The sequence below is a fragment of the Pararhizobium qamdonense genome (assembly GCF_029277445.1).
Taxonomy (GTDB): domain Bacteria; phylum Pseudomonadota; class Alphaproteobacteria; order Rhizobiales; family Rhizobiaceae; genus Pararhizobium; species Pararhizobium qamdonense.
In genome coordinates, this window is record NZ_CP119566.1 from 2,820,154 (window position 1) to 2,834,589 (window position 14,436).

The following is a 14,436-nucleotide window of genomic DNA, read 5'->3' on the forward strand; positions in this document are numbered from 1 at the left end:
ACAAGATCGGATCAGGCGGCTTTCGGCCGCTCGATGCGGATCACCTGCGGTTCGCCAACGAGATAACCTTCGCCCTTGATGGACGCCACGGCCTTGCGGACCGAATCCTCGGTCGTGGCATGGGTGACGAGAATGATCGTCTGCGGGCCGTCGGTATCGACGGGCTGTTTTGAATGCTGGACGATCGATTCCAGCGAAATCCGGTTTTCCGCCATGCGGGTTGCAATGCTTGCAAAGACGCCGGTCTTGTCGAGAACCTTGAGGCGAATGAAATATCCGCCCTCATGGCTCTGGATCTGCGCCTGCTTGTAGGGCAAGAGCGCCGTGACGGGGCGTCCGAAAGCCGGTACGTGCTGGGCGCCGGGACGGCTCTTGGCGAGATCGGCGATGTCGCCGAGAACTGCGGATGCCGTTGCGTTGCCGCCAGCACCCGGTCCGACCATCAGCAATTCGCCGAGAATGTCGGATTCGATCGCTACCGCATTGGTCACGCCGTCAACCTGCGCAATCACCGAATCGAGCGGCACCATGGTCGGGTGCACGCGCTGCTCGATGCCGCTTTCCGTGCGCTGAGCGACGCCGAGCAGCTTGATGCGGTAACCGAGATCGGCTGCGGCGTGGATATCGTCGATCGAGATATTGGTGATGCCTTCCAGATAGATGTCATCGGCGGCAATCGCCGTTCCGAAGGCAAGGCTGGTGAGGATGGACAGCTTGTGGGCGGTGTCGTTACCTTCGATGTCAAAGGCCGGATCGGCTTCGGCGTAACCGAGGCGCTGCGCTTCCTTCAGGCAGTCCTCGAACGACAGGCCTTCCTTTTCCATTTTGGTCAGGATGTAATTGCAGGTACCGTTCATGATGCCGTAGACGCGCGAAATCGTGTTGCCCGTCAGCGATTCCCTCAGCGCCTTGATCACCGGGATGCCGCCGGCAACGGCCGCTTCGTAGTTCAACAGCGCGCCATGAGATTCGGCCAGACCGGCCAGTTCGATGCCGTGGGCAGCGAGCAGCGCCTTGTTGGCGGTGATGACGTGTACGCCGCGCGACAAGGCTGCCTTGACGGCCGACAGCGCCGGCTCACCGGCACCGCCCATCAATTCGACGAAAACGTCGATATCCGCGGTGTTTGCCAGCGAAAGCGCATCCGCATGCCAGTCGATGTTGGAAATATCGACGCCGCGATCACGGTTCCTGTCGCGTGCCGTGACGGCAGTAATTTCGATGGCCCGGCCGCATGTCGTCGCCAGCGCCTCGTGGCGCTCCTGGAGAATACGCACGAGCGAGGCACCAACAGTTCCCAAGCCCGCAATGCCGATTTTAAGGGCATCTGCCATACACAATTCCTAACATAACCTACAGAGAGCGCTCCGCCTGAGACGGCGGAGCAGATTTTGAGGGGACCGGATTACCGGTGCCTCAGCGGTGAGCGTTCAGCGAGATGACGTTGTGCAACGTATCGTCGGCTGTCGAGAGAAACTTCTTGAGGCTGCGGGCGGCCTGGCGAATCCGATGCTCGTTTTCAACCAGCGCGATGCGGATATAGTCGTCGCCCTGCTCGCCGAAGCCGATGCCGGGCGCAACCGCGATATCGGCCTTTTCGACCAGAAGCTTGGAGAATTCCAGCGAACCGAGATGACGGAATTTTTCCGGGATCTTCGCCCAGGCAAACATGGTCGCAGCCGGTGGCGGCACATCCCATCCGGCCTTGCCGAAGCTTTCGACCAGCACGTCGCGGCGGCGCTTGTAGATATTGCGCACTTCCGCGATATCCGAGCCATCGCCGTTCAGCGCATGGGTCGCGGCCACCTGGATCGGCGTGAACGCGCCGTAATCGAGATAGGACTTTACCCGTGTCAGCGCAGCGATCAGGCGCTCGTTGCCGACGGCAAAGCCCATGCGCCAGCCGGGCATGGAGAATGTCTTCGACATCGAGGTGAACTCGACCGTGTTGTCCATCGCGCCTGGAACTTCCAGAACGGACGGCGGCAGAACGCCGTCGAAATAGATTTCCGAATAGGCCAGATCCGACAGGATGACGATGTCGTGCTTCTTCGCAAACGCAACGACTTCCTTGTAGAAATCCAGCGTTGCCACATGCGCCGTCGGGTTTGACGGATAGTTGATGACCAGCGCGATCGGCTTGGGGATCGAATGGCGGATCGCCCGCTCCAGCGGCGGAAAGAACGTATCGTCCGGCTCGACCGAGATCGAGCGGATGACGCCGCCGGTCATCAGGAAGCCGAAGGCATGGATCGGGTAGGTCGGGTTCGGGCACAGGATCACGTCGCCGGGCGCGGTGATCGCCTGCGCCATGTTGGCAAAGCCTTCCTTGGAGCCGAGCGTCGCGACGACCTGGGTATCCGGGTTCAGCTTGACGCCGAAACGGCGGGCGTAATAGGCGGCCTGCGCGCGGCGAAGGCCCGGAATGCCCTTGGAGGACGAATAGCGGTGGGTGCGCGGGTCCTGCACGACCTCGCACAATTTATCGACCACAGATTGCGGCGTCGGAAGGTCCGGATTGCCCATGCCGAGATCGATGATATCAGCTCCACCCGCTCGCGCGCTGGCTTTCAAACGGTTGACCTGTTCGAAAACGTAAGGCGGCAGACGCCGGACTTTGTGAAACTCTTCCATCTCTAAACCTCGTCTTGCGCCGTCCCCGTGCAGGATTCATGCGTGCAAGGAGACGCGCGCGGTGCAATCAGGCCCACGCGGCCATGAAACGATTTGCGTCCAAATCACCTGAAACGCAAGCGCTATTTCTGTATCTCTTTCAGCGTATCGCTGCCGTGGTTCGTGGCCAGCAACTGCAGCTCCTTCATGCGGCGCTGATATTCCGCCTCGGAGATTTTGCCGGACGATCGTGCAGCGCCCAAAGCGGTCAGCCGCGCCGACTGGCTGGCGGCCGCCTCATTGCTCATCTGCGTCGTTGCCGCCGGCAATTTGCCTTCGATGACCGGATAGACATCGGCAGGAATAGGCTTGGCCATGGTGGCCGAATAGATCGACGGCTGCTCCTCGACTTTTGCCGACGTGCAGGCGGCAAGCGCAAGCGTCAAACCTGCCATCCCGGCTGCCATCCTTAAGGCCGTCACCATCCGCGTCATCACTGTCTTCCCCGACTTCGTCATCTTGCCCCTGCCCGGCCTTTGGTTGAAACTACGACCGAAACCGGCAGACGAGCAACGTGCCCCGAGTCCAACATGCGCTGGCACTTGTAATCATTTTAAGGCAGAATGTAAAAATACAAAACAAACAAACATCTGTGGAGGAAACTGGGTGGCAGAAGACAGGAAGACCGAGGGCCAGACCGGCAACAGCACGGATGGCTTTCCCGGTTTCGACCCGAAATCCGTCGAACCCTACATTGTCAGGGACCCGGAAGCCTTTACGATCAACCTTGCCCGCTCCGTCGAGCAACTCGGCAAGGCTGCGTCTGCCTGGCTTGCCCCCCGCGAAAGCGGCGAAAAGACCGACATGGTCGCCGACCCGATGGTCGATATGGTCAAGACCCTTTCCAAGGTTTCCGAATACTGGCTGTCTGATCCGAGACGCACGCTCGAAGCCCAGACCCACCTGATGGGCAGCTTCTTTACGATGTGGACGCGCACGCTGCAGAAAATGGGTGGCGAGACGGTCGGCGATCCCGACGGCGTGCCGCGCAACGACAAGCGGTTTTCCGATGCGGACTGGGTCTCCAACCCTTTCTTCGATTTCCTGCGCCAGGCCTATTTCATCACGTCCAACTGGGCCGACCGGATGGTGCGCGACGCCGAGGGGCTCGACGACCACACCAAGCACAAGGCCGCCTTCTATGTGCGGCAGATTTCCAGCGCCCTGTCGCCGGCTAATTTCGTCACAACCAATCCGCAGCTCTACCGCGAAACGGTCGCCTCCAGCGGCGCCAACCTCGTCAAGGGCATGCAGATGCTGGCCGAGGATATCGCCGCCGGCAAGGGTGACCTGAAACTGCGCCAGACCGATGTCAGCAAATTCGCGGTTGGCGAAAACATCGCCATCACGCCGGGCAAGGTGATTGCCCAGAGCGATGTCTGCCAGGTGCTGCAATATGATGCCTCGACCGAAACGGTTTTGAAGCGGCCGCTGCTGATCTGCCCGCCATGGATCAACAAGTTCTACGTGCTGGACCTCAACCCGCAGAAATCCTTCATAAAATGGGCGGTTGACCAGGGCCATACCGTCTTCGTCATCTCCTGGGTCAATCCGGACGAGCGCCATGCCGGCAAGGATTGGGAATCCTATGCGCGCGAGGGCATCGGCTTTGCGCTCGACACCATCCGCCAGGCGACCGGCGAAGAGGATGTGAATGCGATCGGGTACTGCGTTGGCGGCACCCTGCTTGCCGCAACGCTTGCGCTGCATGCGCAGGAAGGCGACACGCGCATCCGCTCGGCCACCCTCTTTACCACACAGGTCGATTTCACCCATGCCGGTGACCTCAAGGTCTTTGCCGACGAGGAGCAGATCGCCCAGATGGAAGAGCGGATGAAGGAGACCGGCTATCTCGACGGCTCGAAGATGGCCATGGCCTTCAACATGCTGCGGGCGTCGGACCTGATCTGGCCCTATTTCGTCAACAACTACCTGAAGGGACAGGAGCCCTCGGCCTTCGACCTGCTCTACTGGAATTCCGATTCGACCCGGATGCCTGCGGCCAACCACTCCTTCTATCTGCGAAACTGCTATCTGCAGAACAACCTGACGCAGGGGGCCATGGTGCTGGCCGGCAAGACGATATCGCTCGGTGACGTGAAAATCCCGATCTACAATCTGGCCACCAAGGAAGATCATATCGCGCCTGCGAAATCCGTCTTCGTCGGCAGCCAGTTCTTTGGCGGTGATGTCACCTATGTCATGTCGGGCTCAGGGCATATTGCCGGTGTCGTCAATCCGCCGGACAAGGGAAAATACCAGTACTGGACCGGCGGACCGGCTATCGGCGACTTCGAAAGCTGGGTGGAAACGGCCAAGGAAACGCCGGGGTCGTGGTGGCCGCACTGGCAAGCCTGGATCGAGACGCTGGACGGCGAACGCGTGCCGGCACGAAAGACGGGCGGAAAGCTAAACTCCCTGGAAGAAGCGCCGGGCTCCTATGTCCGCGCGCGCGCCTGACCGGGATACGGATATTCCATGTTCTTCGACAGGCCATTGATGCCCGCCGTCCTGATCCAGCGCTACAAACGCTTCCTGTTCGATGCCGTGCTTGAGGATGGGCGCGCCATCACCGGCTCCTGTCCCAATACCGGCTCGATGCGCGGGCTGACGACGCCGGGTTCGCGCATCTGGCTGTCCGAGCACGACAGTCCGACACGTAAATATCAGCATATGTTTGAAATGGTCGACGTCGGGGGCACCGTCGTCGGCATCAATACCGGCCTTCCCAACAGGCTGGCTGAGGAAGCCATCCGGGCCGGACAGGTCGGCGACCTCCACCTTTACGCGACCATCCAGCGCGAGCAGAAATATGGCCGCAATTCCCGCATAGACATGCTGTTGAGCGACCCGGAGCGCGGCCGCGCCTATGTCGAGGTCAAGAACGTGCATTTCATCCGCTCTCAGGGGCTTGCCGAATTTCCAGACAGCCCGACCGCGCGCGGTGCAAAGCATCTGGAAGAACTCGGCGACATGGTCGAGGCCGGCCATCGCGGCATCATGATCTATCTGATCCAGCGCGACGACTGCACAAGGTTCAGGATATGCTGCGATCTTGACCCGGTTTATGCAACGGCGTTCCGCCGGGCCATGCAGCGCGGGGTTGAGGCCTTCGCCGTCAAATGCCGGGTTTGGCCGCAGCAAATTACGCCTGGCGGGCTGATCCCGATAGACGAACCCGCCTGTGCTGATCTATGACATCAGGGAAAGACAACTGAAAGTATTGTAATGGTCACCTATATCGAGGCGGCGTCAGCGCCCTACAAGAATACCGGCGTCATCCGCCTCTACACGCCGCAGGATTTTGCCGGGATCAAGCGCGCCTGCCAGATCACCGCGCTCTGCCTCGACGAACTGGCAAGCCGCGTCAAGCCGGGCGTGACGACCGACGAGATCGACCGGTTCGTGTTCGATTTCGGCATGGATCACGGCGCCCTGCCCGCCACGCTGAATTACCGTGGCTATACCAAGTCGTCCTGCACCTCGATCAACCATGTGGTCTGCCACGGCATTCCCAACGAAAAGCCGCTGCGCGAAGGCGATGTCGTCAATATCGACGTCACCTATATTATCGACGGCTGGCACGGTGATTCCAGCCGCATGTATCCGGTCGGCGAAATCAAGCGGGCCGCCCAGCGGCTTCTCGAGGTCACTCATGAATGCCTGATGCGCGGCATCGCCGCCGTCAAGCCCGGCGCCCGCACCGGAGCGATCGGCGAAGCGATCCAGACCTTTGCCGAAGCCGAGCGCTGTTCAGTGGTGCGCGATTTTTGCGGCCATGGGGTCGGCCGGCTGTTTCATGATGCGCCGAATATCCTGCATTACGGCCGGGCCAACGAAGGCCCGGAAATGCGCGAAGGCATGATCTTCACCATCGAGCCGATGATCAATCTCGGCCGTCCGCATGTAAAAGTTCTGGCCGATGGCTGGACGGCGGTCACCCGCGACCGGTCCCTGTCGGCGCAATACGAGCATGCCGTGGGCGTGACTGCCACCGGCTGTGAGATTTTCACCCTGTCGCCGGGCGGGCTCGACCGTCCAGGCCTGCCAGCATAGGGTTTTCCATGAGCAAGCCCCCTTTCTCTTTCGACGGTGACCATTCGCAACCGCCTGATGAGAGGGGCTTTTTCGCCGAACAGCAATCCAAGCGCCCGGCGCTGACGCTGCCCGCAGCGCCGCAGGACGATGCCCATTATCACGGCCACCGCGACCGGCTGCGCACGCGCTACAAGGATCACGGCGACACGGCGCTGGCCGATTACGAGATCCTCGAACTCCTGCTCTTCCGGCTGATCCCGCGCCGCGACACCAAGCCTATCGCCAAGGCGCTGCTGGAGCGCTTTGGAACTTTAGCCGGCGTTTTTGGCGCTTCCCCGGCTTTGCTGCAGGAAGTGAAGGGCATCGGCGAAGCGGTGGCGTTCGATCTGAAGCTGATTTCGACCGTGGCGCACCGGACGCTTAAAAGCGATCTCAAGGGCAAGCAGGTTCTCGCTTCCTGGTCGTCGGTGATCGAATACTGCCATGCCGCCATGGCGCACGAAACCCGCGAGCAATTCCGCATTCTCTTCCTCGACAAGCGCAATGCGCTGATCGCCGACGAAGTACAGCAGACCGGTACCGTCGATCACACGCCGGTCTATCCGCGCGAAGTGGTCAAGCGCGCTTTGGAACTGTCGGCGACCGCCCTCATTCTCGTCCACAATCATCCGTCCGGCGATCCGACGCCCTCGCGGGCCGATATCGAGATGACGAAGATGATCGTCGATACCGCCAAACCGCTGGGGATCACCGTTCACGATCACATCATCATCGGCAAGGATGGCCATGCCAGCCTGAAGGGGCTGCGCCTGATCTGATCGCAGCCAGCTTCAGAGCCACTTCGCCCGCCGGAACATCCGGTAGAGCATGCTGCAGACGACGAAGATCAATGCCAGGACGACGAAATAGCCGTATTTGAACTTCAGTTCCGGCATGTCATCGAAATTCATCCCGTAAATCCCGGCAATCGCTGTCGGAACCGCGAGGATTGCCGCCCAGGATGCGAGCTTGCGCGAAATTTCCGTTTGCTCGGATTGGCCTATCATCAAGCTGGCCTCGAAGGTGAAGGCAAGCACCTCGCGCAGCGTATCGATATCCTCCTGCACACGGCGGACATGGTCGGTCACGTCGCGGAACAGTGCGTGCAGCGTTGCGTCCATTCCGGGCAGATCGAGATGCTCGTGGCGGCGGCAGACATCGACCAGAGGCACGACCGCATTGCGCAGCCGCAGCAGGCTGCGGCGCAGGAAATAAAGCCGCTCGATATCTTTCTTGTTCAGCCGGTCGCGCAGAACTCTTTCTTCCAGTTCCTCGACTTCGGCATGGATGCCTTCCACGACGGGCATATAGTTGTCGACGATGAAATCGAGGATGGAATAGAGGATGTAGTTCTCGCCATGCGCCAGGGCGGCAGGAGACGCCTCGCAGCGCTGCCTGACCAGATTGTAGGAGGTCGAGGGCCCATGGCGCACCGAGACCACATAGCCGCGCCCGACGAACAGATGGGTTTCCCCAAAGACGATCTCCTCGCCCATCATATGGGCAGTTCGCGCCACCACGAAGATCGCGTCACCGTAGATTTCCAGCTTCGGGCGCTGATGGGCATGGCCGGCATCTTCGATCGCCAGTTCATGCAGGCCGAACTCGGCCTGGACCTCGCGCAGCAGCGCCTCATCCGGCTCATGCAGGCCGATCCAGACGACGGCCTTGTCGCGTCCTTTCCAGGTATGCGCGTCCTTGATCTCGATATCGAGGATGCGCTGGCCATGTTCGTAGACGGCGGCCGCGATGACGCCGGGGCGGCTGCGCGGTTTGTTGGGCGGCGCGTGGTCCGTACCGGATGCACTGGCACCGGAGCCGCCGGCATCGGGCGATGCAGCTTTCTCGCTGCCGAGCCTGTCTTCTGCATCCTGCAAAGCCATGGTACCCTCCCATCACGCAAGCCGGATTGTGCCGGTCTATCGGCATTGTGCGGAAAGCGTTCTCCTTAGCCAACCAGCACATTGCTTCGGCTCAATATAATCCCTTTTGGTAAAATAAGCATCGCCACGCCCGGGCCTGTTCCAAAGGCTTTATTAAACTGTAAGATTGACGATATAGACGCTTGCGGGCGACATTTGCCGCAACGCACAATGATTCTCCTCCATCATCGGAAACGCGTCATGAACCAGTATGATCTCGTGGTTGTCGGCAGTGGACCTGCAGGGCGCAGGGCCGCCATCCAGGCCGCCAAGCTGAGCAAGAAGGTTCTTGTCATCGAGCAGGGAAAGCGTGTCGGCGGCGTTTCGGTGCATACCGGCACGATCCCATCGAAAACCCTGCGCGAAACCGCACTCAACCTCACCGGCTGGCGCGAGCGCGGTTTTTATGGCCGCGCTTACCGGGTAAAGGAAGAGATCAGCGCGGAGGACCTGCGCCGGCGCCTGCTCATCACCCTTGATCACGAGGTCGAGGTGCTGGAACACCAGTTTGCCCGCAACCGCGTCCAGCATATTCGCGGCAAGGCAAGCTTCATCGATCCGCGGACGATGCAGATCCTGAAGGAAGATGGCGAGATCATCCAGGTGTCCGCGACCAGCATCCTGCTGGCCGTCGGCACGAAACCGTTCCGGCCGGATTATATTCCCTTCGACGGCAAGACCGTTCTCGATAGCGACGAATTGCTGGAAATCCAGGAGCTGCCGCGCTCCATGGCCGTGATCGGCGCCGGTGTCATCGGCATCGAATATGCGACCATCTTCAGTGCGCTGGATACGCAGGTCACCCTCATCGATCCAAAATCCATGATGCTCGATTTCATCGACAAGGAGATCGTCGAGGATTTCACCTATCAGCTGCGCGACCGCAACATGAAGCTGCATCTTGGTCAGAAGGCCGAAAAGGTGGAGCGGACGGCGGACGGCAAATGCTCGATCAAGCTCGATAGCGGCCGCGTCATTCTGTGCGAAATGGTGCTGTTTGCTGCCGGGCGCATGGGCGCCACCGATTCGCTCAATCTGGAGGCTGCCGGCCTGCAAGCCGACAATCGCGGCCGCCTCAGCGTCAATCCGGAAACGTTCCAGACCTCGGTTCCCAACATCTATGCCGCAGGCGACGTCGTCGGCTTCCCGAGCCTTGCCTCCACCTCGATGGAACAGGGCCGCATCGCAGCGCGCGTCGCCGTCGGGGCGATCGCCAAGGAACCGCCAAAATTCTTCCCCTACGGCATCTACGCCGTTCCGGAAATCTCCACCTGCGGCCTGACAGAGGAAGAGGTCAAGGAACGCGGCATACCCTATGAATGCGGCATTGCCCGGTTTCGCGAAACATCGCGCGGCCATATCATGGGGCTGGATTCCGGGCTTTTGAAGCTGATTTTCTCGCTGAAGACCCGCCGCCTGCTCGGCGTGCACATTGTCGGCGAAGGCGCGACCGAGCTTGTCCATATCGGCCAGGCGGTCTTGAACCTGAAGGGCACGGTCGAATATTTCGTCGAAAACACCTTCAATTACCCGACGCTTGCCGAAGCCTACAAGATCGCAGGCCTGGATGCCGGCAACCGGATGGGCGAGATCGCTCCAAAGATTTAGCCGGATTGCCGGCATTGCCTTTGAGAACATCCAGATAAAATGAAGGCGGCGGCTGCTACCTTCATCTGCCGGCGGCAGCGGCTCAACAAGCCTGCCTGAACGATCCCGTTTCATTCCCTATCGCTGAAATCCACCCCTGACACGATTGCGACGCGCCCAACGCCCGCAGCCGTTATGCCGCGCTTGAGACAGAAATAATCGTCCAAATTCCGCAAACGGAAAAAGCCGCCCCTTGCGGGACGGCTTTCCAAAATCATGCTTTTGAGGCGCGAGATTATTCGGCGCTGTCGTCAGCGGCCTTCTTCTTGGCCGGAGCCTTCTTCTTCGGAGCGGCTTCTTCGCCTTCCGCAGCTTCAGCCTTGGCAGCCTTCTTCTTCGGAGCCTTCTTCACGTCCGAAGCGTCGTCCTCGTCGTCAGCCAGCAGTTCTTCCTTGCTGACGGTCTTGTCGGTGACATTAACTTCGGAGAGCAGGTGATCGACGACCTTTTCTTCGAAGATCGGGGCGCGCAGCGAGGCGGCGGCACCTGGGGTCTTCTGGAAATAGTCGATGATCTGCTTTTCCTGGCCTGGGAACTGGCGCAGCTGTTCAAACAGCGAACGCTGCATTTCTTCGTCGGTTACCTCAACGCCGGCCTTTTCGCCGATTTCGGAGAGAACCAGGCCGAGGCGGACGCGGCGTTCAGCCAGCTTGCGGTATTCGCCGCGCGCTTCTTCTTCCGTCGTGTCTTCATCGGCGAAGGTCTTGCCGGCCTGCTCGAGGTCGGTGTTGATCTGGCGCCAGATGTTGTCGAATTCGGCATCGACGAGGCGCTGCGGCGTATCGAACTGGTAGAGTTCGTCCAGCTGGTCGAGGATCTGACGCTTGACCTTCTGGCGGGTCATCGAGCCGTACTGGCTTTCGATCTGGCCGCGAACGACTTCCTTCAGCTTGTCAGCCGATTCCAGGCCGAGCTTGGTGGCGAGTTCGTCGTTGATTTCAACGTCGGCAGCGGCAGCAACATCCTTGACGGTGATGTCGAAGGTGGCTTCCTTGCCAGCAAGGTTCGCAGCCGGATATTCAGCAGGGAACGTCACATTGATGACCTTCTCGTCGCCAGCCTTCAGGCCGACCAGCTGCTCTTCGAAGCCCGGGATGAAGCGGTTGGAGCCGAGAACCAGCTCAGCATCTTCGTCCTTGCCGCCGTCGAAGGCTTCGCCATCGACCTTGCCGAGGTAATCGATGGTCACGCGGTCGCCATTGGCGGCCTTGCCCTTCTTGGTTTCGTAGGTACGGGCATTTTCGGCGATCTTGAGGATCTGCTCGGTCACTTCGGCTTCGTCGATATCAACGACTTCGCGGGTCACCTTGATGCCGCTGACGTCCTTGAGTTCGATCGCCGGGATGATTTCGTAAGCCAGCGTGAATTCGAAATCGGCTTCAGCGCTGAGGATCTTGTCCGCTTCGGCTTCGTTCTCGGTCATCGCGATTTCCGGCTGCGTCGCAGACTTTTCGCCGCGCTCGGACAGGATTTCGGTCGGCTTTTCGCGAACGAGTTCATTGACGAGCTCGGCCATGATCGACTTGCCGTACATCTTCTTCAGATGTGCGAAAGGCACCTTGCCCGGACGGAAACCGTTGATGCGGACCTTGTCCTTGGTTTCGGCAAGACGCTCGTTCATACGAGCTTCCATGTCCTTGGCCGGGATAACGACCTTGAGTTCGCGCTTCAGCCCTTCAGCGAGCGTTTCGATAACCTGCATGTTCAAACCTTCATTTCACGTTGACAGGGCTCTGTCGGTGTTCTTGTACACGAGCACTTGAGCCGATCCATTTGCCGGGAGTGGCTTTACGCAAATCAGTCACCGTTTTGCAAGCAAAATGGCGCCGTCCTCTCGATCGACGCCAAGGCAAGCCCTGGACGTCCCTTCATTCTGGTGCGGGTAGAGAGACTTGAACTCCCACGCCTTGCGGCACCAGAACCTAAATCTGGCGTGTCTACCAATTTCACCATACCCGCGTTCAGAAAACCGCAGCGCCTGCTCGCATCGGCACAGAACAGTCACGGCGGCAACGCCTGTGGCAGACCTGCACCGGGTTCAGGGCGTTCCCGAGCGCGGCGTCTCTATATCACCCGTTTCCAAGGGATCAAAGGAAAAATCGGGGTGAATGGAAAAATGCGGCTTTTGTCGTGTTTCTGTCACCTTCACGCCGGGAAACCGCGTCCCGGCATCAATAAAGCGGCTCCTCGTAGAGTGGCTTGCCGTCGATCGCGATCAGGCGGATCTGCATGCGGCCGTCGTCATCGACCCTTGCGGTCACCGACAATGCGCTGGCATTGCGCGCCTCTTCCAGAACCTTGCCCTCGCCTTCCGGCACATAATAGCGCTCGATCCCGTATTCGACATTCAACGAACCCTGCGGACTGTCCACCGCCGGATAGAAATAGAATGGTGCGCTTTTGGCGATGACGCTGCCGTCCTTTGGCGGCAGAGCGTTGAAGGACGCTTCCGAAACGGCCCAGAAACCGTCCGGTTGCGGTTCCAGCCGCACAGAAAGCTGCGCATCGGTTGCCTCGGTGGGAAAGCCGCCTGTCACTTTCTCCGCCGGGATGGCCGAAATATCGTAGGAGAGGATGACATAATCGCCGCGCAGGAGATCGCGCGGATCGACGGGAACAGTTTTCAGCACCACATCGACCCCGTTGCGCAGGATCGAGGCGCGGCTTTCGATCATGTAGCCGAGGAAGGCTGTCTGCAAGAGAGCGACCAGGATCGCTGCGAACAAGGGTCTTATCAACGGATTGCCGCTCATGCCACGCTCCCTTCCAACGGGGTTTTACCAGACAGGCGTTTCTCCAGCCGGATGACAAGCCAGGCAATCAATGCCACGACAAGGCCGGCGATCAGGAAGAAACCGGATGTGCCGAGGATGCTGCCGAGCGTCTCGGAGGCCAGATAAAGGGTTTCGACGGCAAAAACCGTGTAGCCGAGAAAACGCACCGGGCCGTTCAGCCGTCCGGCAATAGCGATGCCACCGAGCGCCACCGCAAGCGTCGTCGCACCAATCGCGATATCCTGTCCCAGACCTTCCACTTCGGTGTGAAGCGCCGCCAATCCCATCACGGTCAGCGCGAAACTGTAGAAGGCTGGGGCTGCTCCGGCATCGCGGGCCAGGCGGTAGAGCGGCGACAGGGGAAGACTTGCCAATAGAAACGCCACGAGGCCTGCGCCGAAGAGCAGGCTTGCGACCCAGAGCTCCGGCAATTCGATGTAAAACCAGCCGAGCCAGGCGAGCGCCAGAAGATAGGCGAGATGCCGGGCCATGCCGGCATTGGCGTACCGCACCAAGGCCATGACGACGATGACCAGCATCGGCACAAGGTAGATATAGCCGTTGCCCTCGAAGGACGCATCGTTATCGACGACCAGTTCCCCGAAAATCGCCCAGGCCAGAAAACCGCAAAACACCGCCAGTGCGGCGGAGCGAAAGGCCAAGGCCGCCACGCAGGCTGCTGCGAACCAGACCAGCAACGCATCGGTCGAATCCCCCGACAGATGGTACATTTGCCCGACCAGCGCGATCGCACCGCCGAAGGTCATGGTCGCCAGCACCAGCAATGCGGCACCCATCGCCTTGAACCCGCGCCCCAGGCAGGCGGCGGCCCCCAGATAGAATGACCAGATCAGGCCGACGATACCGGCAACGCGCGCAACGCGCGGGATGGCTTCCCAATTGGCAGCGACAAGAAGGAGGATGGCGGCCGATACAAGGATCGCCGCCAGAACCAGAAGAACGCGGCCGGCGCTGAAGACGGTTTCGCGTCCGTCATATTCCGCCAGCATCGCTCTTGCCGCACCGGCATCGAGCAGGCCCTTTGAAACCCATAGATTGAAGTCTTTTTCGATCCGTCCCCGGTACATCGGCCGATCTCCTTGCATGCGCGTGTCGGCCAACACATATCATGGACAAGAGCAGCGGCAACCGGGCTGGCAGGTAATTCCCAATCGAATCAAGGCGACCTGCCCCGTTCAACCCGGAACCAGAACCTTTGTAGCGAAGTCAGGCACTGCCGCGAGGAAAGTTTTCGCAGAGCAGGATCATCGTTAACGAAGCGTGAAGGTTTGCATGCGAGCATGGTGTTTAAGGACGTACCACCGAGGTCATGCGCAAGCTGC

At 60.1% G+C, this 14,436-nt stretch carries 12 protein-coding genes and 1 tRNA gene; 5 read left to right on the plus strand and 8 right to left on the minus strand.

The genetic code is table 11. The features are described 5' to 3' along the window. Positions 1-11: 11 nt before the first annotated feature. The 3 genes from PYR65_RS13685 to PYR65_RS13695 all read right to left on the minus strand — a co-directional run bounded on the left by PYR65_RS13685 (position 12) and on the right by PYR65_RS13695 (position 3,068). Positions 12-1,334, minus strand: coding sequence for a homoserine dehydrogenase (locus tag PYR65_RS13685; protein WP_276118399.1), 1,323 nt, complete (start codon positions 1,332-1,334; stop codon positions 12-14). Positions 1,335-1,416: 82 nt separating this feature from the next. After that, a complete protein-coding gene (locus PYR65_RS13690; protein WP_037101088.1) occupies positions 1,417-2,634 on the minus strand; it encodes an LL-diaminopimelate aminotransferase in 1,218 nt (405 codons plus the stop codon). A 122-nt stretch (positions 2,635-2,756) separates the two neighbouring features. Beyond that, entirely contained in the window at positions 2,757-3,068 is a 312-nt protein-coding gene (locus PYR65_RS13695; protein ID WP_276118400.1) for a hypothetical protein, read from the minus strand. A 211-nt stretch (positions 3,069-3,279) separates the two neighbouring features. On the opposite strand from PYR65_RS13695, the gene phaC reads away from it, so the two are divergent. From phaC to radC, 4 genes are read left to right on the plus strand one after another with little or no spacing between them, the layout of a single operon-like run. Then, positions 3,280-5,133, plus strand: a complete 1,854-nt coding sequence (gene phaC / locus PYR65_RS13700; RefSeq protein WP_276118401.1) for a poly(3-hydroxyalkanoate) polymerase subunit PhaC — start codon at positions 3,280-3,282, stop codon at positions 5,131-5,133. Positions 5,134-5,151: 18 nt separating this feature from the next. Continuing rightward, positions 5,152-5,871, plus strand: coding sequence for a DNA/RNA nuclease SfsA (gene sfsA / locus PYR65_RS13705; RefSeq protein WP_276118402.1), 720 nt, complete (start codon positions 5,152-5,154; stop codon positions 5,869-5,871). A 30-nt stretch (positions 5,872-5,901) separates the two neighbouring features. After that, complete coding sequence (map, locus tag PYR65_RS13710; RefSeq protein WP_060638221.1) at positions 5,902-6,729, plus strand: type I methionyl aminopeptidase; 828 nt, start codon at positions 5,902-5,904, stop codon at positions 6,727-6,729. An 8-nt stretch (positions 6,730-6,737) separates the two neighbouring features. Then, the gene (gene radC, locus PYR65_RS13715; protein WP_060638222.1) at positions 6,738-7,529 is read left to right on the plus strand and encodes a RadC family protein; all 792 of its coding nucleotides are present in this window, start codon (positions 6,738-6,740) and stop codon (positions 7,527-7,529) included. 12 nt (positions 7,530-7,541) lie between these two features. On the opposite strand, the gene PYR65_RS13720 is transcribed toward radC, so the two are convergent. Beyond that, on the minus strand, positions 7,542-8,633 hold the full coding sequence (locus tag PYR65_RS13720) for a magnesium and cobalt transport protein CorA (protein ID WP_276118403.1): 1,092 nt from the start codon (positions 8,631-8,633) through the stop codon (positions 7,542-7,544). Positions 8,634-8,873: 240 nt separating this feature from the next. Here PYR65_RS13720 and sthA point away from each other — a divergent pair, with 240 nt between their 5' ends. Further along, positions 8,874-10,280, plus strand: coding sequence for a Si-specific NAD(P)(+) transhydrogenase (gene sthA, locus PYR65_RS13725; protein WP_276118404.1), 1,407 nt, complete (start codon positions 8,874-8,876; stop codon positions 10,278-10,280). 274 nt (positions 10,281-10,554) lie between these two features. Here sthA and tig read toward each other — a convergent pair whose 3' ends face one another. From tig to PYR65_RS13745, 4 genes are all read right to left on the minus strand, one after another. Then, a complete protein-coding gene (tig, locus tag PYR65_RS13730; RefSeq protein WP_276118405.1) occupies positions 10,555-12,021 on the minus strand; it encodes a trigger factor in 1,467 nt (488 codons plus the stop codon). Between the two features lie 172 nt (positions 12,022-12,193). After that, a tRNA-Leu gene (locus tag PYR65_RS13735) sits at positions 12,194-12,278 on the minus strand. Positions 12,279-12,490: 212 nt separating this feature from the next. Then, positions 12,491-13,072, minus strand: a complete 582-nt coding sequence (locus PYR65_RS13740) for a GDYXXLXY domain-containing protein (RefSeq protein ID WP_060638226.1) — start codon at positions 13,070-13,072, stop codon at positions 12,491-12,493. After that, on the minus strand, positions 13,069-14,181 hold the full coding sequence (locus tag PYR65_RS13745; RefSeq protein ID WP_276118406.1) for a DUF2157 domain-containing protein: 1,113 nt from the start codon (positions 14,179-14,181) through the stop codon (positions 13,069-13,071). Before PYR65_RS13745 ends, PYR65_RS13740 begins: the two co-directional genes overlap by 4 nt. Between the last annotated feature and the right edge of the window lie 255 nt (positions 14,182-14,436).

Coding starts and splice junctions, on each gene's coding strand:
- tig (WP_276118405.1), bottom strand. CDS start 12,021: ATGCAGGTTATCGAAACGCTCGCTGAAGGGCTGAAGCGCGAACTCAAG.
- PYR65_RS13740 (WP_060638226.1), bottom strand. CDS start 13,072: ATGAGCGGCAATCCGTTGATAAGACCCTTGTTCGCAGCGATCCTGGTC.
- PYR65_RS13690 (WP_037101088.1), bottom strand. CDS start 2,634: ATGGAAGAGTTTCACAAAGTCCGGCGTCTGCCGCCTTACGTTTTCGAA.
- PYR65_RS13745 (WP_276118406.1), bottom strand. CDS start 14,181: ATGTACCGGGGACGGATCGAAAAAGACTTCAATCTATGGGTTTCAAAG.
- PYR65_RS13685 (WP_276118399.1), bottom strand. CDS start 1,334: ATGGCAGATGCCCTTAAAATCGGCATTGCGGGCTTGGGAACTGTTGGT.
- sthA (WP_276118404.1), top strand. CDS start 8,874: ATGAACCAGTATGATCTCGTGGTTGTCGGCAGTGGACCTGCAGGGCGC.
- radC (WP_060638222.1), top strand. CDS start 6,738: ATGAGCAAGCCCCCTTTCTCTTTCGACGGTGACCATTCGCAACCGCCT.
- PYR65_RS13720 (WP_276118403.1), bottom strand. CDS start 8,633: ATGGCTTTGCAGGATGCAGAAGACAGGCTCGGCAGCGAGAAAGCTGCA.
- sfsA (WP_276118402.1), top strand. CDS start 5,152: ATGTTCTTCGACAGGCCATTGATGCCCGCCGTCCTGATCCAGCGCTAC.
- PYR65_RS13695 (WP_276118400.1), bottom strand. CDS start 3,068: ATGGCAGGTTTGACGCTTGCGCTTGCCGCCTGCACGTCGGCAAAAGTC.
- map (WP_060638221.1), top strand. CDS start 5,902: ATGGTCACCTATATCGAGGCGGCGTCAGCGCCCTACAAGAATACCGGC.